Here is a 20,788-nt window from a genome sequence, read left to right as displayed (position 1 = left end):
CTCGTCCCAGGATAGAGGGCAGGGGAGCGTCGCGTCGATGCGGCGTGCCAACACCATGCCATGACGGGGCGCCGACCAGCGGTGGGAGAGGTTGTTCAGGGTCTCCCGGGAACCCCCGTCCGGAGATCTCTTGACGTCAAGATATATTCGTGGTGTCATGGTGGCAGAAGGAAGGCAAGGCATGCCTTACCTCCTGTCCGCTCACGGTCGGCGGTGCTTCGAGCGCGTCGGCCCGTCCACCCCGGAAGGGAGACGCCACCCATGACCACAGACGCCGGACCCACCCGCGTCCAGCAGCTCGCCGCATTCGTCGACCGTGCCCGCTACGAGGACCTCACCGAGGCCGCCGCGGAGCAGCTGCGCATCCGCGTCCTCGACACCCTCGGCGTCGCGATCGGCGCCCTCGACGCGGAGCCGATGATCGCGATCCGCGAGCTCGTCGACGACCTCGGCGGCGCCCCGCGCTCGGGCCTCATCGGCGGCGGGCGCACCGCACCCGACCGCGCCGCCTTCGTCACCAGCGGCCTCTCGCGATACCTCGACTTCATGGACTCGTACCTCGCACCGGGGGAGACCTGCCATCCCAGCGACAACCTCGGCGCCGTCCTGGCCTGCGCCGACTCCGTCGGCGCGAGCGGGAAGGAGCTGCTCACCGCGCTCGCCGTCGCCTACCAGGTCCATACCCGGCTGTCCGACGAGGCGCCGGTGCGCGCCAAGGGCTTCGACCACACCGTCCAGGGCGCCTACGCGGCCGCCGCCGGCGCCGCGAAGGCCCTGCGTCTGCCCGCCGCGCAGATCGCCCACGCGATCGCGATCTCCGGCACGGCGAACAACGCCCTGCGCGTCACCCGCACCGGGAACCTCAGCCACTGGAAGGGCCTCGCCTACCCGCAGGTCGCCAAGGAGGGGACCTTCGCCGCACTGCTCGCCGCGCGCGGGATCACCGGACCCGAGGAGGTCTTCGAGGGCAACAAGGGCTTCGAGGACTCCATCGCCGGTCCCTTCTCGATCGACTGGGAGGCCGAGGACCTCGAATCCGTGCTGCGCACGATCATCAAGAAGCACAACGCGGAGATCCACTCGCAGTCCGCGCTCGACGCCGCCCAGGACGTGCGCGCCCAGGACGGCTTCTCCGCCTCCGCGATCACCGGCGTGCGCCTGCGCACCTTCGACGTCGCCCACTCGATCATCGGCGGCGGCGAGGAGGGCGACAAGCGCACCGTGCGCACCAAGGAGGAGGCGGACCACTCCCTGCCGTGGATGCTCGCCGTGGTGCTCCTGGACGGCGAGCTCACCCCCGCGCAGTACCACCACGAACGGGTCCTCGCCGACGACGTGCACGACCTCATGCGGCTCGTCGAGATCGTCCCGGACGACGAGCTCTCGGCGCGCTTCCCGCAGGCCATGCCCGCGGACCTCGAGGTGACGCTGGCGGACGGCACCGTCTTCCGCTCCGCAGCGGACTCCTACGAGGGCTTCCACACCGACCCCCTGAGCTGGGGCGGAGCACGCGAGAAGTTCGACGCGCTCGCCGCCCCCTTCGCCTCGGCCGAGCTGCGCGATCGCATCGCCGGGATCGTCGAGGACCTCGAGCACCACGAGGTCGCCGACCTCATGGACGCGCTCGCCCAGGTGCGCAGCTCGCGCGCCTGACCCCGTCGGCCGCGCCCCGGGGTCCGATCCGTCGGGCCCGCGTCGCGACCGCACCACGAACACACCCGCTCTCACTCCAGGAGGAATCATGAGCAACCAGATCCCCTTCGACGTCTCCTTCAACTTCGTCCCCCGCGCGAAGCGCCCCCAGAAGCCGCGCACCGTCGGCCTCACCGAGATCCGCGCCCCCTACTACTCGACGTTCGGCACCCGCCACCTGAGCGACGTCTTCGACGTGGCCGGGCAGTGGGTCGACGGCATCAAGTGGGCCGGCGGCTCCTTCGCCCTCGTCCCGCCGGAGCAGGTGCGCGCCTTCTCCGACATCGCCCACGAGAACGACTCCTACGTCTCCTCGGGCGGTTGGCTCGAGACCGTGCTGCGCTACGGGGACGACGCGGTCGACCACTACCTCAAGGAGGCCAAGGAGGTCGGCTTCGACGTCATCGAGATCTCGACGGGCTTCATCATGCTGCCCACCTCCGGGCTCGAGCGCCTGGTCGAGAAGGTCGTGAAGGCGGGGCTCAAGGCCAAGCCCGAGCTCGGCATCCAGATCGGCTCCGGCGGCGACTCCGGCGAGGACGAGCTGGCCGCCGAGGGCGCCAAGGACATCGGCGACCTCGTGGACCGCGGCAAGCGCGCCCTCGACGCCGGTGCGGAGATCATCATGATCGAGTCCGAGGGCATCACCGAGAACGTCCGCGAGTGGAACACCGGTGCCGCCGCGTCGATCATGAACGGGCTGGGCATGGAGAACGTCATGTTCGAGGCCGCCGACGGGCCCGTCTTCGAGTGGTACGTCAAGAACTACGGCAACGAGGTCAACCTCTTCGTCGACCACTCCCAGATCCTGCAGCTCGAGGGTCTGCGCCAGAACATCTGGGGCAACAAGTCCACGTGGGGGCGGGTCATCAACCCCGCCTGAGGCGGAGACGGCGCCCGGGAACGGCGCGACGCCGACGACGGGTACGACGCCGGGGACGGGGGCGGGAGCGGGCGTGATGCCCGGGACTCCCGCCCCCGTCGGCGTGCGTGGGGCTCACTCCCAGCAGATGCAGAACGGATGCCCCGCAGGGTCGGCCAGGACGTGGAAGCCTCCGGGGTCCTGCGGCGTCGCCGCCGGCTGGAGCATCCGGGCGCCGAGATCCAGGACCTCCTGCAGTGCGGCCGGAACGTCCTCGTGGGCGACGTAGAGGTCCGGATGGATCTGGATCCGCTGGCGCTCGGGTCCCTGGCCCGGCCACTCGGGCGCCACGTGGTCCGGGGCGTGCTGCGCCCCGAGCGCGATGCGGCCGTCGACGACGACGTCGCGCCAGTGCGCGAACGGGCCCTCGTCGGGCCCGGCCTCGACCTTCCCGCCCAGGACCTGGGCCCAGAAGGCGGCCTCCCTCTCGGTGTCCGCGGCGTCCAGGACCATGAAGCTCTTCGTGATGCGCATGCTGCGATGCCTCCCGATATGAGGGGGTCCGACGGATCGGGCCCCGGTCTCCAGCGTCCGGGACCCCCGCGCGGACCGCAAGTGCAGAGGCGGATTCGAGATCGTGACACAAATGTGATGAGTGCGCTCGGAGAGCGCCCTCCGAGAATGCGCGAAAAAGCCGCGCCGGTGCTGGTCAGGGCGCGTTCCGGGAGGGGGTCGGATTCGCGGTCCGAAATCTGCGGACACAGCACCCGGATCCGCCGGAAATCGGGCGCGACGTGCGTTCCTGGGTGTTCCGAGGTTGAGAACCGCAGGTCAGCCGACCAGTATGGGACGTCGGGTCAGGGTCGGCCGCAGCATCGAAGAATCGTCATTCGCGCGCTCGAGATGGCGGAGGAATCGCCTCGAGCGCTCGCAGAACCGCGGTTCCGGAGCGTTCTGCCTGCCCCTGACCGCCCGCCGGACGTCTACACGAGGGAGTCGATAGTGCCCGTCATCTCAGCCGACGGTCTCTTCAAAGTGTTCGGGCGCCGCCCGCAGCGGGGCGTCGATGCGCTGCGCCGCGGGAGCACCCGCGACGAGCTGCGCGAGGACGGCCTCACGGCCGCCGTCATCGACGCCTCCTTCGAGGTCGAGCCCGGTGAGATCTTCGTGGTCATGGGCCTGTCCGGCTCGGGCAAGTCCACGCTCATCCGCATGGTCAACGGGCTCCTGCCCGCGACCGCCGGAAGCCTCGAGATCGGCGGCGAGAACCTGTTCACGATGTCCGCGAAGCAGGAGCGCGAGGTGCGGCGCCGGCGGATCTCCATGGTCTTCCAGCACTTCGCCCTGCTGCCCCACCGGACCGTGGGCGAGAACGCCGCGTACGGGCTCGAGGTCAGCGGCGTGAACCGCGCCGATCGGGAGAAGAAGGCGGAGCAGGCTCTGCAGATGGTGGGCCTCGAGGGCTGGGGCGGCTTCAGCCCCTCGGCGCTCTCCGGCGGCATGCAACAGCGCGTGGGCCTGGCCCGCGCCCTCGCCGCCGGCACCGACATCCTGCTCATGGACGAGGCCTTCAGTGCCCTCGACCCGCTGATCCGCCGCGACATGCAGGACCAGCTCGTCGACCTCCAGCAGCGCCTCGAGAAGACGATCCTGTTCATCACCCACGACCTCAACGAGGCCATGCGCATCGGCGACCGGATCGCGATGATGCGCGACGGCCGCATCGTCCAGGTGGGCACGAGCGAGGAGATCCTCAACGAGCCCGCGAACGACTACGTCGCGAAGTTCATCCAGGACGTCGACCGCAGCCGCGTGCTGACCGCCGGCGCGATCCTCGAGAAGCCCGCCGAGGTGCTCGGAGCCGCCCAGGGTCCGCGCACCGCGCACAAGCTCATGCGGGAGACCCAGAACCCGTGGCTCGTGGTGCTCAACCGCGACCACACGCCGGCCGGCGTGCTCTGGGAGGACGACGTCGCCGACGCCGTGAGCGACGGACGCGAGGACCTGCCCTGGTCCCAGGTCCACGAGATGCCCGTCGTCCGCGAGGACACCCCGATCGCCGAGCTCTTCGCGCCGTCGGCCCAGCACCTCAGCCCCCTCGTGGTGGTCGACGGGGCCGGGAAATTCACGGGCGTCGTCCCGCGCGTCACCCTGCTGACCGCCGCGGGCGTCGCGAACGACGAGCACCGCGGATCGCCCTCGGAGCCCCCGTCACCGCCGGATCCGACGGGGGAGAGCGGCCGCCCCGATGCGCCCGCCGCCGCTGTGGCGAGCGATCGCCGCACGATCTCCTCGGCGACTCTCGGAGACGCCGCGGACCGCGCCTCGCGCAGCGCGCATGACACGACCGAGCACCAGGGAGGGGAGGCCCGATGAACCCCGACGAGAGCATCATCCCCGCCATCCCGATCGGCGACTGGGTCGAGTCGGCCATCGACTGGCTGACGGAGAACGTCGGCTGGCTGTTCGACGCCATCAAGCTGATCTTCACGTTCCTGGTCGAGAACCTCACTCTCGGCCTCACCGGGATCGCGCCGATCGCGCTGATCATCATCTGCGCGCTGCTCGCATGGGCCGTGCGCTCCTGGAAGTTCGCGATCGGCACCGTCGTCATGTTCGCGCTCGTGCTGTCCATGGGGCAGTGGGTGCACATGATGGAGACCACCGCACTGGTGCTGGTGGCGACCGTGATCGCCGTGGTGATCGCGATCCCGGTGGGAGTGCTCGCCGCTCGCAACCGCGTGGTCAGCGCGATTGTCCGACCGATCCTGGACTTCATGCAGACGATGCCCGCCTTCGTCTACCTGATCCCCGCGGTCACCATGTTCTCCATCGGCGTGGTGCCCGGCATGGTCGCGACGATCATCTTCGCGCTGCCGCCCGGGGTGCGCATGACCGAGCTGGGCATCCGCCAGGTCGACGGCGAGACCGTCGAGGCCGGCGAGGCCTTCGGCGCGACCCCCTGGCAGATCCTGCGCGGCATCCAGCTTCCGCTCGCCGTGCCCACGATCATGGCGGGCGTCAACCAGGTCATCATGCTCGCCCTCTCGATGGGCGTCATCGCCGGCATGATCGGCGCTCCCGGGCTCGGCAAGCAGGTCGTCCAGGCGATCTCGAGCCTCGACCTGCCGCTCGGCGTGGAGGCCGGCCTGTCCGTGGTCTTCCTCGCCGTGTTCCTCGATCGCCTCACCGCCGCCCTGGGCACGCCGAACCAGTACGGCAGCTCACTGATCGCGCTCGCGCGGAAGGCGCGCGGCAACCGGGCGAAGAAGTCCGCGTCGGGCGCCTCGGCGTCGTCCTCGGCGAACGCCCCGAGCGCCCCGAGCGGGTCTGCGGTCGCGTCCGCATCTGCCGACTCGAACGCCTGACCCCCGCCGCATCCCACATCCCGACCGAAGGAGAGAAGCAGAGATGAACGAACGACACGTCCTCAGCACCCGCCCCCTCGCCCGCCGCAGCGCCCTGATCGGCGGCGCGGGACTCGTGGGGCTCGGCCTCGCGGCCTGCTCCGGCAACGCCACCACCGGCGGCGACTCGGGCGACTCCGGCGACAGCGGCGGCAAGGAGATCGTCATGGGCTACGTCCCCTCGTGGACGGACGGCCTGAGCACCGCCTACCTCCTGGACAACCGGCTCAGCGAGATGGGCTACTCCGTCAAGCACCAGGAGATCGAGGAGCCCGCGGCGCTGTACGCGGGGCTCGCCAAGGGCGACATCGACATCTACCCGTCGGCATGGCCCGAGGTCACCCACAAGAAGTACATGGACAAGTACGGCGACGACATCGACGACCTCGACACGTACTACGGCAACGCGGTGCTCACCATCGCCGTCCCGAAGTACACGAAGATCGAGTCGATCTCCGACCTCAAGGGCAACGCCGACATGTTCGACGGGAAGATCATCGGCATCGAGCCCGGCGCCGGCCTCACCGGTGTCGTCAAGGACGATGCGATGCCCACGTACGGCCTCGACAAGGAGTACGAGCTCGTCACCTCCTCGACGACCGCCATGCTCAGCGAGCTGAAGAAGGCGACCGACGCGGAGAAGGACATCGTCGTCACCCTGTGGCGCCCCTTCTGGGCCAACACGGCCTTCCCCGTGAAGGACCTCAAGGACCCCGAGGGCGCCATGGGCAAGAAGGAGGGCCTGCACTTCCTGGGGAAGAAGGGCTTCGCCGACGAGTTCGCGGACGCCGCGGAGTTCATCGGCGGCATCAAGCTCGACGACAAGCAGTACAACAGCCTCGAGGACCTCGTGGTCAACGAGTACGGCAAGGGCAAGGAGGCCGACGCCGTCAAGAAGTGGCTCGAGGACAACCCCGACGTCCTTCCCGAGGTCAAGAAGAGCTGACCGGAGGGAACACCCCGGAGGGCCCGCCGCCTCATGCGTGAGGCGGCGGGCCCTGCGCCGTCCGAACCGCCCCGCTACGCCCCGCCCGCCCCGCCCACGAGCACGAGGTGCCTCCATGACCCACGCCCCTGATCCGTCCTTCCCCGCCCTGCACCGTGTGCACCCGACGGGCTGGATCAACGACCCCAACGGGATCGTGCGCACGGACGACCGCTGGCACGTGCACTTCCAGTACAACCCGGCCGCGCCCCGGCACGGGGACATCCGCTGGGGTCACATGTCCTCATCCGATCTGGTGAGCTGGCGCCCCGAGCCGGACAGCCTCGTCCCGCGCCCCGGAGAGGCCGACGCGGGCGGCTGCTGGAGCGGCGTCGCCCTCCTCGATCCCGCCCGCGATGGTGCGCCCACCCTCGTCTACTCGGGCGTCGACGGCGTCGACGACGAGCACGCGCGGGTGATGCTCGCGCGCACCAGCGCGGACATGACCGAGATCCTCGAGCCGGGTCACGTGGTCGCGGACGTCCCCGAGGAGCCGCGCCTGCTGGGCGTGCGCGACCCCTTCGTGTTCGAGGCCTTCGGTCATCGCTATGCGATCCAGGGCGCTGGGATCCTCGACGCCGACGGGACGGACGCAGACGGCGGGGCCGCCCCTGCGACGCCCGCGCTGCTGCTGTACGGCTGCGACCACCTCGAGAGCTGGGAGCCGCTGGGCACCCTGCTGACCGGGGAGGACCCGATCGCCGGCGAGATCGCGCCCGCGGAGATCTGGGAGTGCCCGCAGCTGGTGCAGGTGGACGGGGACTGGGCGCTGCTGCTCTCCCTGTGGGGCCGCCGGGGCGCGACCGAGGGACGGACCTCCCGCACGGTGCACCTCGTCGGCTCTCTGGAGCAGGACGAGGAAGGGGCCCCGCGGTTCGTCGCCCGCACCGGTGGCCCGATCGACTCCGGTCCCGATCTGTACGCGCCGCAGGCGGTGCAGGACCGCGAGAACGATCGAGTGCTGATGTGGGGCTGGTCCTGGGAGGGGGAGGGACGCACCCAGGAGCAGGCCGACGCCCAGGGCTGGGCCGGATGCCTCACCTTCCCCCGCGAGCTCGCGCTCGAGAACGATCGTCTGCTCGCGCGGGTCCCGCGGGAGATCGACGCGCTGCGCGCACGCGAGGAGCTCGTGATCGGCAACGCCGTCCAGGTCGGGGCGCCGCCGCGACTCGAGGTGCGCGCACCGCACGGTGCGCGCGTGGAGGTGCTCGCGACGGACGGCGGCGCCCATGAGGTCGTCGCACTCGACGGCGCCCTGCGGATCTTCGTCGACGGCAGTCTCCTCGAGGCGATCGGGGAGCGCACCCTGCCGCACACGCGGCGCGTGCACCTCGCCGACGGCGAGCGGCTGCGGATCAGCGGCCAGGAGCTGCAGGCCTGGAGCCTGTGCGTCCCCGCATCCTCGGAGTGAGCGCCGACCGCGTGGGACCCCTGCCCCTGCCGGTAGCCTCGCGAGTGTGAGGATCGAACTCGTGCTCGGCGCCGGCTCGGCGTTCGGGCTCGCGCACCTCGGCGTGCTGCGCGCCCTGCGCGAGCGCGGCCACGAGATCGTGCGCCTGCACGGCTGTTCGATGGGGGCGCTCGTCGCGGGCGCTGTCGCGGCCGGGAGCGTGCGCACGCTCGAAGCGCTCGCGGATCGGGCCGGGCCGTTGGATGCCCTGCGTCTGGTCGATCTGCACGCGCACGGAGCCGGTCTGGTGGGCGGACGCCGCATCGAGGACCTCCTCACCGAGCTCTACGGGGAGTGCCGCATCGAGGAGCTCGACCTCCCCCTGCGCGTGGTCGCGACCGACGTCGCCACCTGGCTCCCGGTCTCGTTCGAGAGCGGCTCGCTGCGAGAGGCGGTGCGGGCCTCGATCGGTGTGCCTGCCCTGCTCCCTCCCGTGGAGATCGACGGCCGGTTGCTCGCGGACGGCACGCTGGTCCAGCCCCTGCCCGTGCCCGAGCAGTCCGATCCTCGGGCGCAGCGGGTGCTCGCCGTGAGCGTGCTGGGCCCGCCGTCCTCGGACCCCTGGGCCGCAGGCGTCCCGCGTCGGCGCACGGCGCGCTACGTGATGGACTCCCTGAGCATCGCCCAGCACGGCATCGAGCAGGCCGTGCTGGCGGCTCACCCCGAGGTGGCGCTGCTGCAGCTGCCGACGGGGGACGGCGCCTCGGCGCTGTCGTTCCATCGGGCGGGACGGATCGCCGCACGCGGCCATCTGATCGCCCGCGAGCAGCTTCCCGCCCTCGGGCTCTGAGGGCCCCGGCTCAGAGGCGGCGGCCGGTGTCCGGCGCCGCCACCACCGTCGGACGATGCAGGTGGAGGCGCGGGACCGTCCGGCACAGGCGCTCGCACACGGCGTCGACGGCGGGGACGCCGACCATCCCCACCCAGAGAGCGCGATCGCCCACGGCGGGGTCCTCGGGCACGAGCCACTCGTCGGCGAAGGCGCTCAATGCCGCGGCCGCGCGCTCGCCGCGCGGCAGGGCGGGACCTGGCCGGGGCTGCGACGCCTCGGGGAGGCCCAGGGAACGGGCGGCCGAGGGGTGCGCGTCGCGCGCTCCCCACAGCGACTCGGCCGAGAAGGGCACGAGGCGCGGCAGCACCGTGAGCATCATGCGACCGGGAAGATCGAGCGGAGGTCGCCGGGCGCGCGAGAGTTCGAGGACCACCGCGCCGCCGACATCGTCGTTCAGATGCTGGCACATCGTGAAGATGAGCCCCAGATCATGCTCGTCGCCGAGGATCAGGCAGCGGTCCGGCAGGTGCTCCACGTCAGTCCTTGCACTCGTGCTCCCCGGCGGCGATGACGGCCCGCCGGGCTGTTGGGCAGGGCATGCGCCCTGCGGTGACGACACCGTAGCCACGTCGCCAGCAATTTCGCAAAGATGGACTTGCGGAAATGGACACGTCTCCGCGCTGACGGGACGTCGGTCCCGGTCACGGGTGGGCCCCGCGCGGTAGCGTCGAGCCGTGAACGCCTCCGATCCCGCCCCCGCACCCTCTCCCGTCACCTCCCTCGAACTCCTCGCGGACGAGCTGCTCGACGCCGCGGCCTCGGCGCACAGCGGCCGCGCCGGCCGACCTTTCCACGGCATCGATGCGCATGCCGATGGCGGGACAGCGCACGGAACCGGACGCCCGGGCGTGCTCACGCAGATCGTCCTCGCCCTCACCGAGGGGTCGCGGCTCTCGGATCATGAGAACCCCGGGGAGGCGACCCTGCAGACCCTCAGGGGACGGGTGCGGATGCGGGCAGGGGAGCGCACGTTCGAGCTCTCGGCCGGGGAGCTGCTGGTGATCCCGCAGGAGCGCCACGATCTCGTGGCCCTCGAGGACGCCGTGGTGATCCTGACGATCGCCCGTCGCGCCGAGGCCGGGCAGGAGAAGCGGGCATGAGCGCGCTCGCCGTGGTCCTCGCCCTGACCTTCGTGTGGATCGGGCTGATCGTCGGACTCTCCTTCATCGAGGCGCCCGTGAAGTTCCAGGCGCCGGGGATCACCCTCGCCCTGGGCCTCGGGATCGGCCGGCTCGTCTTCCGGGTCCTGCACGCCGTGCAGGTCGCGATCGTCGTGGTCGTCGCGGTCTGCCTGGCGCTCGGGGCCGGTGCAGGCATCCCGGTGCCCGCCGTGGCGGGGCTCGTGCTCGCGATCCTCATGCTCATCGGCCAGCTGGCCCTGGTCCAGCCTCGTCTGACCCGCCGCTCGAACGCCGTGCTCGCGGGCGAGGACGCCCCGCGATCACGCGCCCATCATGCCTACGTCGCACTCGAGCTCCTGAAGCTCGTGGGGCTCCTGGTCGGCGGCATCGCACTGCTCGCGCACCTGGTCGCGCTGGCCGACTGAACCGAGCGATCGGCCTCCGCCCGGACGGCACCGCGACGGAAAAGCGCTCGCGCTCATCGCGGTGATGCCCGCAGACTGGCAGCGAGCATCGGGCACGGAGCGGCATCGAGGTCTTCCGCAGATGTCCCGCGTCTTGACCGGTCCGCTCTGCTCGGGCATCAGCCCTTCGGGGCTCGGGGTTCGACTCCCCACACACAAGGTCGTCGCCGGCTGCGGGTCTGCCGCGGAGCGGACCAGCGGCCCGGGTCCGATCCCGTTCTCGCCGGTGCCCCGGCCTCGGCGGGGGACGCCCCGGTGCCCCGTCCCTCCGCGTCCGCGCCCGGCGACGACCACTCATCCTCAGCCTCAGCATGCACTCCAGGAGGGACGCGACATGATCCTCAGCCGACGCCGCAGCGCCTCGGCGGCCTTCGCCTTCGCGGACGAGGGCTCCGCCACGTGGGAGCGGGCTGCGCTGCTCTCGCCCGTCGCCGTGCCCGGCAGCGCCGTGGTGCGCGCCCGCGGGGAGCGGCTCGAGAAGATCTCGCGCCGCGAGGCCGCCCGCCCCTCGGACCGGTTCCGCCAGGTCGACCTGCGCCGGCGCCAGCTCGTGCTGAGCCCGCAGTCGATCCCCGCCGCCGAGGGCATCGACGTGCACGTGACGGCCGTCGTCACCGTGCGGGTGGACGATCCCGTCGCCTTCGCCGCGGCGGCCGAGGACCCCGATGCCGAGGTCTACCTCGCGGTGCAGATCGCGCTGCGCGACGCCGTCGCCGCAGCCCCTCTGGACGACGTCCTGCAGCGCCGCGTGGACCTCGACGGCGTGCGCCGCGCCGCGCGGGAGGCCGCCGCGGGCGTGGGGATCGAGCTGGTCGCGGTGGTCCTCAAGGACGCCTCGGCCCCGCGCCAGGTCGCGCTCGCGCGCGAGGAGGAGCTGGTCGTCCAGATCACCTCCCGCACCGCGATGGAGCGTGCCCGAGCCGAGGTCAAGGCCACCCGCGCACGCCTCGCGGCCGCCCAGATGCTCGAGCGGAGCCCGGTCCTGGCCGGCGTGCGCCTGCTCGAGGCCCTTCCTGCCGGCGCGACCCTCAAGGTCGACGCCGGGGCGCTGCCGGGTCTGAGCGGCACGGTGAGCGGGACGGACACGAGCGACGGCGCCTGAGGCGCGCCCCTCGGGCGCTGGACATGACGACGGCCCGGACACCATGGTGTCCGGGCCGTCGGCCGTCCTGCTCGCGGCCGCTCAGGCGGCGAGGGGATCAGGCGTCGATCGCGGAGCGATCACTCCTCGTCGGAGACCGCCGGGGTGCGCGCGCCGAGCTCGGCGTCCAGGCGCAGGATGCCCGAGCCGTCGCCGCCCACGCGCTTCACGCGGCCGATGATCTCGGAGACGGTCGACTCCTCCTCGATCTGCTCGTCGATGAACCACTGCAGCAGCGGCACCGAGTCGAGGTCGCCCTCCTTGTCGGCCGAGCGGTAGAGCTCGCGGATCGACTCGGAGACCTTCTCCTCGTGGGCGAGGGCGGCCTCGAAGATCGCGAGCACCGAGAGGCCCGGAGCGACCTCGGGGGCGGCGATGGTGCCGATCTGGGCGTGGTTGCCGCGGTCGGAGACGTGGGCGATGAACTTGTTGGCGTGGACCAGCTCCTCCTCGGCCTGGGCCTGGAGCCAGGCGGCGATGCCGGGGAGGTCCTGCTCGTCCGCCTCGACGGCGAGCTGACGGTAGGTGGCGAATGCGGCGAGCTCCAGGGTGATCTGGGCCTGGAACTTCTTCTCGAGATCAGTGCTCATCTTCATGGAGCTGACACTAGCCGCCCGATCCGTCGTTGTCAGCCATGAGAAGGCTCGGCTTCGTCGCCGAGCAGTATGCCTTGGGCGGGCGCACCAGCGCCCCTTGCCGGAGTCGTCCGGGCGGGTATCGGTGCAGGTGGCGGAGTGATCCTGGGGTCCATCGGGTCGCGATGGCGACTCGGGGCCGCGGGCCGGGGGGTGCGCGGGCCTCCGACAGCCGGATCGGGTGTGACCAGGACGACTCGCGTGCCGCACGCGCTCCTCGGCCGTCGGCCCTCGGAGGTCCGTCGACGGACTCGAACACAGGACCTCAGCCGCCGGACGGACCGCCGTCGGACACCTCGCCGCCGCCGGACGCACCACCGTCGGACACCTCGCCGTCACCGCCGAACAGGGCCTGGCCGAACATCGTCTCGCCCTCGGCGACCCCCGGCAGGATCGCGAACAGCCCGCTCGCGACGTGCTGGAGGTACTCGGTGAGGGCGTCGTGCTTGGTCATCCGCTCCAGGACCGGGTAGAAGCCCGTGCGGGGATCGCGCACGAACGCCTCGAAGAACAGCCCCGCGTTGATGCGGCCCAGCGAGTCGCTGCCCTCGGTGTAGTTGTAGCCGCGGCGCAGCATGCGCGCCCCGCCGTTCTGCTCGGGGGAGACCATGCGGATGTGGGCGTCGGTCGGGATCAGCGGTGAGGCGGAGCCTCCGGCCGTGAGGTCCGGCGCCGTGAACTCCTGCGAGGCCGACGTCGGGTCGGGGACCGACAGCGGCGCGCCGAAGCGCTTGTCGCGGCCGATGATCTCCTCCTGCTCGAGCAGGCGCAGACGGTCCCAGACCTCGAGCTCCATGCGGATCTTGCGGATCATCAGATAGGTGCCGCCGCGCAGCCAGTCTGCGCCGTCGTCGTCCGCTCCCACCCAGAGGTGCTCGGACAGCGCCTCGGCGCCGTCCTCCGCCTTCATGTTCGAGGTGCCGTCCTTGAAGCCGAAGAGGTTGCGGGGCGTCTCCTGCTCGGTGGAGGTCGAGGAGGTGCGGCCGTAGCCGATCTGGGTCCAGCGCAGCGCGGCCGACCCGAAGGCCAGGCGGGTGAGGTTGCGGATCGCGTGCATCGCGACCTGGGCGTCGTCCGCGCAGGCCTGCACCACGAGGTCCCCGTCGGACTGGGCCTCGCGCAGGGTCTCGTTGGCGAAGCGCGGCACGCCCTGGGTGAGCACCTCGGTCGCGCGCGAGGCGAGGCCGAAGCGGTCCCTGCCGTCCTCGTCGCGGAACAGCGAGGGGCCCACGCCCACGGTGATCGTGAGCGAGCTGGGCGGATATCCCCAGGCCTCGCCGGTGTCGCGCGGGGCGGCCTGACGGTTCGCGAGCGGCTGCCCGCCCACGAGCTCGCCCGCGCACATCTGCTCGCTCGCCGTGCACCAGGTGCCCATGAGCTCGCGCAGACCGGCCAGGGTCGACGCGGTGATGTCGTAGGCGGCGGTGAACAGGTAGTCCTGCGCGGGCGTGACGATGCCCTGCTGGTGCTCGCCGCGGAAGGGGTGGGAGGTCTCCAGCGGGTCGGGCGTCGACGCGGGCGGGGGAGCCGCGGCCCTCCCGCCCGTGTAGCCCAGCAGGCCGCCCGCGACCAGTCCCGCCCCGGCCGCCCCGAACAGGCCCCGTCGGCCGACGCCTCCGCGGCTGGTCCCGTCGGCGGCAGAGGCGGCGGGACCGGCGCTCTCCGGATCGCTCGACGCAGGATCGGCCGACGCAGGAGCGGTCGGCGCGGGGTCGGCATTCTGCAGGGCGTCGGGGTCGGGGCTGTCGTGGCTGGGCATGAGCCTCTTCGAGGGGTGCGGGAGCGGCGGGGCGGGCCGGTGCGGATCAGTGCAGGATCGTACCGGCGACCTTCGAGAGCTCCTCGGCGAGCGCGTTGATGACGTCGGAGATCGCGCGCTGCTCCTTCGTAAAGTCGTTGTCGCCGGGGGCCTCGCCGGCGTCCTCCTGGACGGCGGCGATCGTCGAGTAGTCCACGTACTTCGGCGCGCCGTCGGGGGTCTTCCCGTCGACGTGCTTGTCGAGCTCCTTCTGGACGGCGTCGAACTTCTCGCCGAGCGAGGTGTCCAGTTCCGCGTCCTTGGCCTTCACGAGGTCCTGGACGTTGCCGTAGGCGACCTTCGCGCCGTCGAGGTTCGCCTGGAAGTCGTCGAGGTCGGTGTGGGAGAAGGTGTCCTCCTCGCCGACGATCTTGCTGGTCGCGACCTCCTCCATGAGGCCCTGCGCGCCCTGGACGACGTCCTCGAGGGTGACGGCGAAGGTCGCTCCGCCCAGACCCTTCTCCTTGCCGTAGACCAGGTCGTAGAGGGTCTGGATGTTGGCGGTGAGGTCGTCGGCCGCCTTCTTGCGCTCGGCGTCGGAGGCGAAGGAGAAGGGGGAGCCCTCGTCGGTGAACAGATCCGCCTCGATGCGGTGCCAGCCGGTCCAGGACTTCAGCACGGAGGGGTCGGTGACCTTCTTGCCGGCGTCGGCCGCGAGGTCCTGGACGCGCACGTCCATGGCGACGTCGAGGTCACCGGCCTCCTTGATGCCGAAGGCCTCCGCGGTGGGCTCGATGCGCTCGTAGAAGCGGCGGCCCTGGGGGAACAGCGCCTTGGCCTTCTCCGCGTCCCCGGAGGTGTAGGCGTCGGTGAACAGCTTCGCGTTGCTCACGAGCGCGCCCACCTGGTCCTTGATGTAGGCCGTGTAGTCGGTGACGGCCTTCTCCTCGAGCTTCTTCGTGTCCTCGTCGACATCGACGTCCTCGCCCTGGGTGACGGTGAACTCGGCCGCGCCCACGAGGTCGCCCACCATGTTCGGCTTGCTCGCCGTGAAGTACGTGCCCTCCTTGAGGGCCGTGGTGAGCTCGACGCTCGTGCCGGGGCCGATGTTCTCCTTCTCCGAGACGATGCGCAGCTTGTCCTGGGCGAGGATCTCGAACTCGTTGGGCACGCTGCCGGTGTTCTTCACCGAGAACGTGACCTGGCCCGAGGGGATCGTCGCGGCCGACAGCGTGCACGCGTCGTCCGTGATGGTCACCGTGATCGTGCGCGAGTCGCCGCCGTCGGCGTCCTCGGAGGCCGCGGGGTTGTCGGTGCACGCGGCGAGTCCGAGGCCCAGGGTGGCCAGCGGCGCGAGCCCCAGCAGGGTGCGGCGCGGGAGCGGACGGCGATCGGCGCGGATCGTGGGAGAGGTCGTGGTCATGGGAGCTCCTGGTCGAGGGATGCGGGATCGGGATCTGATCGGGATGGGTGGGAGCGGGGCGAACGACGGGCGGCCCGTGCCTCAGGCGTGGGCGTCGTGGAGCTCGGCGGCGGCGCGCGTGCGGCGCGGCGAGGCGGTGCGGACGAGGAACAGCGCTGCGACCGGGACGATGTAGACGAACCAGGCGACCACCTGCAGGACCGTGGGGTTCAGGTTGACCTGGAACATGGCGTTGAGCACCACGTACAGCCAGTAGACCGGTGAGCCGGTGTCGGGCAGCAGGGAGGAGAGGTTCCAGGCGCGCGCGGTGATCCCCGGCAGCACTCCGGCCTCCTGCAGGTCGCCGATGCCGTAGGCGGTGATCCCCGCGGCGACGAGGATCAGGAAGGCGCCGGTCCAGGTGAAGAACTTCCCGAGGTCCAGGTGCACCGCGCCGCGGTAGATCAGCACGCCCAGCGCGATCGCGATCGCGAAGCCGAGCACGATGCCGATGGTCGTCGAGTACACCGAGCTCTCGAGGGAGGACTTCACGGTCGCCCAGAGGATCAGCGCGGTCTCCACGCCCTCGCGGCCCACGGCCAGGGCGGCGATCACGACCACGCCCCAGCCGCCGCCGCGGCGCAGCGCGCGCTCCATCTCGCTCTCGAGGTTGCGCTTCATCGATCGCGCGTTCTTGGACATCCAGAAGATCATCCCGGTGGTCAGCGCGACCGCGACCAGGCTGAGGGACCCGCCCAGGATCTCCTGCGCCTGGAAGGTGAGGGTCTTGGGGCCCCAGGTGAGCACGGCGCCGACGGCCAGGGGGATCAGCGCCGCGATCACGACGCCGGCCCAGAGCTTCGGGAGCACGTCCCGTCGCCCCGACTTCACGAGATAGGCGACGAGGATGCCGACGACCAGCGAGGCCTCGAGGCCCTCGCGCAGCGAGATCAGCAGGTTCGGCAGGAGCATGTGGCCTCCGGGCCCGTCGGCCGCGGTCTCCCGCAGGTGGCCGAGGGGCCGAGCGGGGCGGGCGCGGGAGACGACCACTGGGATAGAACGGACATCTGTTCCCTCAAGGTAAGCCTTGCCTTCATGCGCGTCCACTGCGGCGGATGGGGCGTGGGTCACGCCTCGTCGGGCGATGGGGCGCGTCTCGCGCCTATGCGGCTTCGCGGCGCCGCGGGGAGTCCGCGCTGCACAGGCGCGGCGCGAGGCCGAAGGCGACCACGGTGCTCGTGATCGCCGCGGTCGCCATGATCCCCGCGAGCACGACGATCTGGAATCGCCCGGCCTCGAGCGGTGAGATGCCGCCGAAGATCGCGCCGACGAAGGAGCCCGGCATGGTGACGAGTCCCGTGGTGCGGGTCTGGTCGGTGGAGGGGATCAGGGCCTCGTGGACCGCGTGGCGCGCGATCGGGGCCGTGGCCTGCCGAGGTGTCGCTCCGAGCCCCAGCCAGCCCTCGATCTCCTCCCAGCGGTCGTCGGCCGCCTGCAGGAGGCGCCTGCCGGCGAGGGTCGCCGTCGACATCGCGCTGCCGATGATGATCCCGCCGATCGCGAGGGCGTAGCGGGCGGAGAGCTCGATCGCACCGGTCGCGAACACGACCACGATGGTCGCGAGGATGCCGGCACCCATCCCGGCGAGCACGAGAGGCAGGTGCGCGCGCAGGTCCCCGAGCCGGTGCGTGCTGGTGAGCACGGCCGCGACGAACATGACCACGAGGCCGAGCGCCACGAGCCGGGCGTCGGTGATCACGCCGGTGAGGATCACGCTCAGCGCGGCCAGCTGCAGCATGCCGCGCAGCACCGCGAGCGCGGAGGCCCAGCCGTGCGGGACCCCCGCCGCGCGCAGCACGAGCGTGATGAGGGCGATGAGCACCAGCACCGCGAGCACGGTCCTCGCGATCTCCTCGCCGGTCACCGACTGCACGAGCCACACTCCTGGGGTCGATCCGTAGGGGCCGGAGGGATCCGTCGCCGCATCGTGCCGGACGGATCGTCCGACGGGCGGAGGCGAGGCGCAGGGTCCCGGGCCCGCGGCCGGGGACAGCGTATCCGGCGGCGAGGACGCGTCCCGGTCCGTCCGACGGGGCTCGCGGTGGGGTCTTCCTGCCCGCCGTCCGCCCTCCGACGCTCCGACCGGGAGAGCACTGCTCGGCGCAGGCGCCGATCTCCCTCCACGAGTGCGGGCACAATGGGAGCGCCGGTGCAGAGTGCCACGGGCGGGCGGGGGAGACGGGCCATGACGGAGCGGACGGGCGGGAACACCCCGCGAGAGCGGGAGGCGCGGCGCCAGGACCCCTCCCGCGTCCCGGCGACCCAGGTGAGGCTGCGGCCGCTGCGCCTGGACGACGCCGCCGACCTCGCGCGGCTCGAGCACCGCAACCGCAGGCATCTGCTCAGCGGCGCTCCGCGGCGCGGCGACGACTGGGCGACCCCGCCCGGGCAGCGCGCCGCGATCGCCCGCATGCTCGCGCAGTACGACGCCGGCACCTGCGCACCTTTCGTGATCCTCCTCGACGACGATCCGGACGCCCCGGGCCGGCTCGTCGGCCGCATCACCCTCCAGCAGATCGTGCGCGGCCCCGCCCAGTGCGCGAGCGTCGGCTACTGGATCGACGAGGCCGAGTCAGGCAGGGGAGTGGTCACCCACGCCCTGCGCCAGCTCGTCGCTGTCGCCTTCGAGGGGCTCGGCCTGCACCGGCTCGAGGCGAGCACGGCGGTCGGCAACGAGGCCTCGGCCGCGGTGCTGCGCGCGAGCGGCTTCCAGGAGATCGGCTTCGCGCCGAGCATGCTGCGCCTCGGGATAGCGGGCGAGGGCTGGGCCGACTGCCGCCTGTTCCAGCTCGTCGACTCCCGGACGGGCCACGGTACGGGTGGGTCGGCCGGTGCGACAAACATGTCGGACGACGGGACGAGCAGCACGGACGCCGACGGGCCGCGGATCCGCGCCGAGGTGCCCGGGCTCGCCGAGGCCCTCGCGCTGTACCGGGCAGTCGGCTGGAGCGCCTACACCGAGGACCCGCAGACCCTGGGCCGCGCGCTCGCCGGCAGCACGCGCGTGGTCACCGCGCGAGAGCGGGGGCGCCTGATGGGCCTCGCGCGCGTGATCAGCGACGGGGCGAGCATCGCTTATCTGCAGGACATCCTCGTGGATCCAGGCCACCGGCGCGCGGGCATCGGCAGGGAGCTCGTGCGGGAGGCCTTCGCACCCTTCGCCGCGGTGCGCCAGCACGTGCTGCTCACCGAAGCCGACCCTGGCCAGCGGGCCTTCTACGAGGCGCTGGGCCTCACCGAGGCGCACGACGTCCGGCCGCCGCTGCACGCCTTCCTGCGCCTGCGGCCCTGAGCGGTTCCATGCCGCGGGCTAGGATCCCCGTGTGAGCCCGGCCGCAGCAGACCCCGAGGACGCCGGCGCATCGCATCCCGCGTCGGCCGATGGTGCCGCGGCGAGCGGCGCCGGTGCCGAGCTGCGCCTGGACGGCGAGGAGGCGATGCTGTTCGATCTCGCCGACGCGATCGTGGGGCTCGCCCGGCGCATCCAGGCCGCCGACGTCCAGACCGCGGGGGTCGCCTCGCTGACCGGCACCGAGATCGCGGTGCTGCGCTGGGTGCACCGCCACCCCGGCACGACCTCCGGCGAGACCGCCCGCGCCACCGGCCTGCACCGCAGCAACATGAGCGCGGCGCTGCGGGGCCTGGTGAGCAAGGGCCTCGTGCTGCGCGAGGGGGACCCCGGGGACTCGCGGCTCGTGCACCTGCGCCTCACCGAGCTCGCCGAGCAGGACAGCCGGCGCATCCGACTGCACTGGGCCGAGGCCCTGCGCGAGAGCCTCCCGACCCTCGGTGCGGAGGACCGCGCGGCGCTCGAGCGCTGCGTCGACCTGCTCACCTCCTGGGAGGGGATCGGGCCGCGCTGATCAGCGCGCGCCGCCCGGACCGCGCCGCTCAGCCCTCGCCGAGCGGCAGGGCACGGGAGAGCTCCTGCACCCAGGGAGCGAGGTCCCATCCCTGGTCCGCGACCCAGTCGTCGTCGAAATAGGTGCGCGCGTAGCGCTCCCCGCCGTCGCACAGCAGCGTCACCACGCTGCCGCTCTCGCCGCGCTCGCGCATCCCGGCGATGATCCGGGAGGCGGCCACGAGGTTGGTGCCGGTCGAAGGGCCGATGCGCCGGCCCAGCCGCTCGGCGGCGAAGCGGGTCGCGGCGACCGAGGCGGCGTCGGGCACGCGGATCATGCGGTCGACCACCCCGGGCACGAAGCTCGGCTCCATCCGCGGGCGGCCGATGCCCTCGATGCGCGAGCCGCCGCCCTGCGCGCTCGCCGGATCCCCGCTCTCCCATCCCGTGAAGAACGCCGAGTCCTCCACGTCGGCGACAGCGAGGGAGGTGGGCAGGCGGTGGTAGCGCACGTACCGGCCCAGGGTCGCGCTCGTGCCGCCGGTGCCCGCGCCCACCACGAGCCAGCGCGGCACCGGGTGCGGCTCCTCGGCGAGCTGCTCGAAGATCGAGCGGGCGATCGAGTTGTGCCCGCGCCAGTCCGTCGCGCGCTCGGCGAAGGTGAACTGGTCCATGAACAGGCCTCCGCACGAGGCGGCGAGGGCGCGGGCGGCGCCGTCCATCTCGCCCGGCCGCTCGACCATGTGGCAGCGCCCGCCCTCCGCCTCGATGAGGGCGATCTTGCGGGCGCTCGTCGCCCTCGGGATCACCGCGACGAAGGGCACGCCGAGCATCCGCGCCACGTGCGCCTCGCTCACGGCGGTCGACCCGGAGGAGGCCTCGATGACCGTCATGCCCGGACGCAGCCACCCGTTGACCAGCGCATACATGAACAGGGAACGGGCCAGGCGGTGCTTGAGGCTGCCCGTGGGATGTGTGCTCTCGTCCTTGAGATAGAGGTCGATGCCCCAGTCGGCGGGAAGGTCGGGCTTGAGCAGGTGGGTGTCGGCGCTGCGGCGGTCGTCGGCCTCCAGGCGCCGCACCCGTTCGGCGACCCAGTCGCGCAGGTCCGGGTCGGAGCGGTCGACGTCCTCGAGCGCACCCAGCAGGTCGTCCATG

At 72.0% G+C, this 20,788-nt stretch carries 20 protein-coding genes; 12 read left to right on the top strand and 8 right to left on the bottom strand.

The genetic code is table 11. The features are described from left to right. Nucleotides 1-261 precede the first annotated feature (261 nt). Together M4486_RS09140 and M4486_RS09135 are read left to right on the top strand one after the other, a co-directional pair. Nucleotides 262-1,653: an MmgE/PrpD family protein gene (locus tag M4486_RS09140; RefSeq protein ID WP_249480845.1), complete on the top strand. Its 1,392-nt coding sequence runs from the start codon at nucleotides 262-264 to the stop codon at nucleotides 1,651-1,653. A gap of 88 nt (nucleotides 1,654-1,741) precedes the next feature. Next, nucleotides 1,742-2,575, top strand: coding sequence for a phosphosulfolactate synthase (locus M4486_RS09135; protein ID WP_249480844.1), 834 nt, complete (start codon nucleotides 1,742-1,744; stop codon nucleotides 2,573-2,575). 114 nt (nucleotides 2,576-2,689) lie between these two features. Here the strand turns inward: M4486_RS09135 and M4486_RS09130 are convergent, their stop codons facing one another. Beyond that, the gene (locus tag M4486_RS09130; RefSeq protein WP_249480843.1) at nucleotides 2,690-3,088 is read right to left on the bottom strand and encodes a VOC family protein; all 399 of its coding nucleotides are present in this window, start codon (nucleotides 3,086-3,088) and stop codon (nucleotides 2,690-2,692) included. Nucleotides 3,089-3,556: 468 nt separating this feature from the next. Between M4486_RS09130 and M4486_RS09125 the strand changes: the two genes are divergently transcribed. The 5 genes from M4486_RS09125 (at nucleotide 3,557) to M4486_RS09105 (ending at nucleotide 9,186) form a co-directional block, all read left to right on the top strand. After that, nucleotides 3,557-4,930, top strand: a complete 1,374-nt coding sequence (locus M4486_RS09125) for a quaternary amine ABC transporter ATP-binding protein (RefSeq protein WP_249480842.1) — start codon at nucleotides 3,557-3,559, stop codon at nucleotides 4,928-4,930. Beyond that, entirely contained in the window at nucleotides 4,927-5,922 is a 996-nt protein-coding gene (locus M4486_RS09120; protein ID WP_249480841.1) for an ABC transporter permease, read from the top strand. Before M4486_RS09125 ends, M4486_RS09120 begins: the two co-directional genes overlap by 4 nt. 43 nt (nucleotides 5,923-5,965) lie before the next feature. Further along, nucleotides 5,966-6,907, top strand: coding sequence for a glycine betaine ABC transporter substrate-binding protein (locus tag M4486_RS09115; RefSeq protein WP_249480840.1), 942 nt, complete (start codon nucleotides 5,966-5,968; stop codon nucleotides 6,905-6,907). A 115-nt stretch (nucleotides 6,908-7,022) separates the two neighbouring features. Further along, nucleotides 7,023-8,357, top strand: a complete 1,335-nt coding sequence (locus M4486_RS09110) for a glycoside hydrolase family 32 protein (RefSeq protein ID WP_249480839.1) — start codon at nucleotides 7,023-7,025, stop codon at nucleotides 8,355-8,357. A gap of 46 nt (nucleotides 8,358-8,403) precedes the next feature. Continuing rightward, nucleotides 8,404-9,186 (top strand): patatin-like phospholipase family protein, encoded by a 783-nt coding sequence (locus M4486_RS09105; protein WP_249480838.1) that lies wholly within the window; start codon nucleotides 8,404-8,406, stop codon nucleotides 9,184-9,186. Between the two features lie 10 nt (nucleotides 9,187-9,196). Here the strand turns inward: M4486_RS09105 and M4486_RS09100 are convergent, their stop codons facing one another. Continuing rightward, nucleotides 9,197-9,703 carry a hypothetical protein gene (locus M4486_RS09100; RefSeq protein ID WP_249480837.1) on the bottom strand — a complete coding sequence of 169 codons (507 nt, stop codon included), beginning with the start codon at nucleotides 9,701-9,703 and terminating at the stop codon, nucleotides 9,197-9,199. 199 nt (nucleotides 9,704-9,902) lie between these two features. On the opposite strand from M4486_RS09100, the gene M4486_RS09095 reads away from it, so the two are divergent. The 3 genes from M4486_RS09095 (at nucleotide 9,903) to M4486_RS09085 (ending at nucleotide 11,915) form a co-directional block, all read left to right on the top strand. After that, nucleotides 9,903-10,328, top strand: coding sequence for a cupin domain-containing protein (locus tag M4486_RS09095; RefSeq protein ID WP_249480836.1), 426 nt, complete (start codon nucleotides 9,903-9,905; stop codon nucleotides 10,326-10,328). Beyond that, nucleotides 10,325-10,774, top strand: a complete 450-nt coding sequence (locus M4486_RS09090) for a hypothetical protein (RefSeq protein WP_249480835.1) — start codon at nucleotides 10,325-10,327, stop codon at nucleotides 10,772-10,774. The genes M4486_RS09095 and M4486_RS09090 overlap by 4 nt, the downstream gene beginning before the upstream one ends. A gap of 373 nt (nucleotides 10,775-11,147) precedes the next feature. Then, nucleotides 11,148-11,915, top strand: coding sequence for an SPFH domain-containing protein (locus tag M4486_RS09085; RefSeq protein ID WP_249480834.1), 768 nt, complete (start codon nucleotides 11,148-11,150; stop codon nucleotides 11,913-11,915). A gap of 119 nt (nucleotides 11,916-12,034) precedes the next feature. Here M4486_RS09085 and M4486_RS09080 read toward each other — a convergent pair whose 3' ends face one another. The 5 genes from M4486_RS09080 to M4486_RS09060 all read right to left on the bottom strand — a co-directional run bounded on the left by M4486_RS09080 (nucleotide 12,035) and on the right by M4486_RS09060 (nucleotide 17,662). Further along, a complete protein-coding gene (locus M4486_RS09080) occupies nucleotides 12,035-12,550 on the bottom strand; it encodes a ferritin (protein WP_249480833.1) in 516 nt (171 codons plus the stop codon). Nucleotides 12,551-12,854: 304 nt separating this feature from the next. Beyond that, a complete protein-coding gene (locus M4486_RS09075) occupies nucleotides 12,855-14,348 on the bottom strand; it encodes a Dyp-type peroxidase (protein ID WP_249480832.1) in 1,494 nt (497 codons plus the stop codon). Between the two features lie 46 nt (nucleotides 14,349-14,394). After that, nucleotides 14,395-15,750 (bottom strand): iron uptake system protein EfeO, encoded by a 1,356-nt coding sequence (efeO, locus tag M4486_RS09070; protein ID WP_249480831.1) that lies wholly within the window; start codon nucleotides 15,748-15,750, stop codon nucleotides 14,395-14,397. Between the two features lie 81 nt (nucleotides 15,751-15,831). After that, nucleotides 15,832-16,701: an iron uptake transporter permease EfeU gene (efeU, locus tag M4486_RS09065; protein ID WP_249480830.1), complete on the bottom strand. Its 870-nt coding sequence runs from the start codon at nucleotides 16,699-16,701 to the stop codon at nucleotides 15,832-15,834. Between the two features lie 190 nt (nucleotides 16,702-16,891). Then, on the bottom strand, nucleotides 16,892-17,662 hold the full coding sequence (locus M4486_RS09060; protein ID WP_249480829.1) for an ABC transporter permease: 771 nt from the start codon (nucleotides 17,660-17,662) through the stop codon (nucleotides 16,892-16,894). A gap of 312 nt (nucleotides 17,663-17,974) precedes the next feature. On the opposite strand from M4486_RS09060, the gene M4486_RS19870 reads away from it, so the two are divergent. Then, nucleotides 17,975-19,081: a GNAT family N-acetyltransferase gene (locus M4486_RS19870; RefSeq protein ID WP_346731778.1), complete on the top strand. Its 1,107-nt coding sequence runs from the start codon at nucleotides 17,975-17,977 to the stop codon at nucleotides 19,079-19,081. Nucleotides 19,082-19,112: 31 nt separating this feature from the next. Next, nucleotides 19,113-19,652: a MarR family winged helix-turn-helix transcriptional regulator gene (locus M4486_RS09045; protein WP_249480828.1), complete on the top strand. Its 540-nt coding sequence runs from the start codon at nucleotides 19,113-19,115 to the stop codon at nucleotides 19,650-19,652. 28 nt (nucleotides 19,653-19,680) lie between these two features. On the opposite strand, the gene M4486_RS09040 is transcribed toward M4486_RS09045, so the two are convergent. After that, complete coding sequence (locus M4486_RS09040) at nucleotides 19,681-20,787, bottom strand: PLP-dependent cysteine synthase family protein (RefSeq protein ID WP_249480827.1); 1,107 nt, start codon at nucleotides 20,785-20,787, stop codon at nucleotides 19,681-19,683. Nucleotide 20,788 lies beyond the last annotated feature (1 nt).

Origin of the sequence: Brachybacterium kimchii, from assembly GCF_023373525.1 — a bacterium.
Lineage (GTDB): Bacteria > Actinomycetota > Actinomycetes > Actinomycetales > Dermabacteraceae > Brachybacterium > Brachybacterium kimchii.
The sequence above is the reverse complement of the archived record's forward strand: the minus strand, read 5'-3'. Positions and strand labels throughout refer to the sequence as shown.

Bases quoted from the DNA above. Each gene is read 5' to 3' on its own strand.
- M4486_RS09140 (WP_249480845.1), top strand. From the start codon at position 262: ATGACCACAGACGCCGGACCCACCCGCGTCCAGCAGCTCGCCGCATTC.
- M4486_RS09135 (WP_249480844.1), top strand. From the start codon at position 1,742: ATGAGCAACCAGATCCCCTTCGACGTCTCCTTCAACTTCGTCCCCCGC.
- M4486_RS09130 (WP_249480843.1), bottom strand. From the start codon at position 3,088: ATGCGCATCACGAAGAGCTTCATGGTCCTGGACGCCGCGGACACCGAG.
- M4486_RS09120 (WP_249480841.1), top strand. From the start codon at position 4,927: ATGAACCCCGACGAGAGCATCATCCCCGCCATCCCGATCGGCGACTGG.
- M4486_RS09115 (WP_249480840.1), top strand. From the start codon at position 5,966: ATGAACGAACGACACGTCCTCAGCACCCGCCCCCTCGCCCGCCGCAGC.
- M4486_RS09110 (WP_249480839.1), top strand. From the start codon at position 7,023: ATGACCCACGCCCCTGATCCGTCCTTCCCCGCCCTGCACCGTGTGCAC.
- M4486_RS09090 (WP_249480835.1), top strand. From the start codon at position 10,325: ATGAGCGCGCTCGCCGTGGTCCTCGCCCTGACCTTCGTGTGGATCGGG.
- M4486_RS09085 (WP_249480834.1), top strand. From the start codon at position 11,148: ATGATCCTCAGCCGACGCCGCAGCGCCTCGGCGGCCTTCGCCTTCGCG.
- M4486_RS09080 (WP_249480833.1), bottom strand. From the start codon at position 12,550: ATGAAGATGAGCACTGATCTCGAGAAGAAGTTCCAGGCCCAGATCACC.
- M4486_RS09075 (WP_249480832.1), bottom strand. From the start codon at position 14,348: ATGCCCAGCCACGACAGCCCCGACCCCGACGCCCTGCAGAATGCCGAC.
- efeO (WP_249480831.1), bottom strand. From the start codon at position 15,750: ATGACCACGACCTCTCCCACGATCCGCGCCGATCGCCGTCCGCTCCCG.
- efeU (WP_249480830.1), bottom strand. From the start codon at position 16,701: ATGCTCCTGCCGAACCTGCTGATCTCGCTGCGCGAGGGCCTCGAGGCC.
- M4486_RS19870 (WP_346731778.1), top strand. From the start codon at position 17,975: ATGACGGAGCGGACGGGCGGGAACACCCCGCGAGAGCGGGAGGCGCGG.
- M4486_RS09040 (WP_249480827.1), bottom strand. From the start codon at position 20,787: ATGGACGACCTGCTGGGTGCGCTCGAGGACGTCGACCGCTCCGACCCG.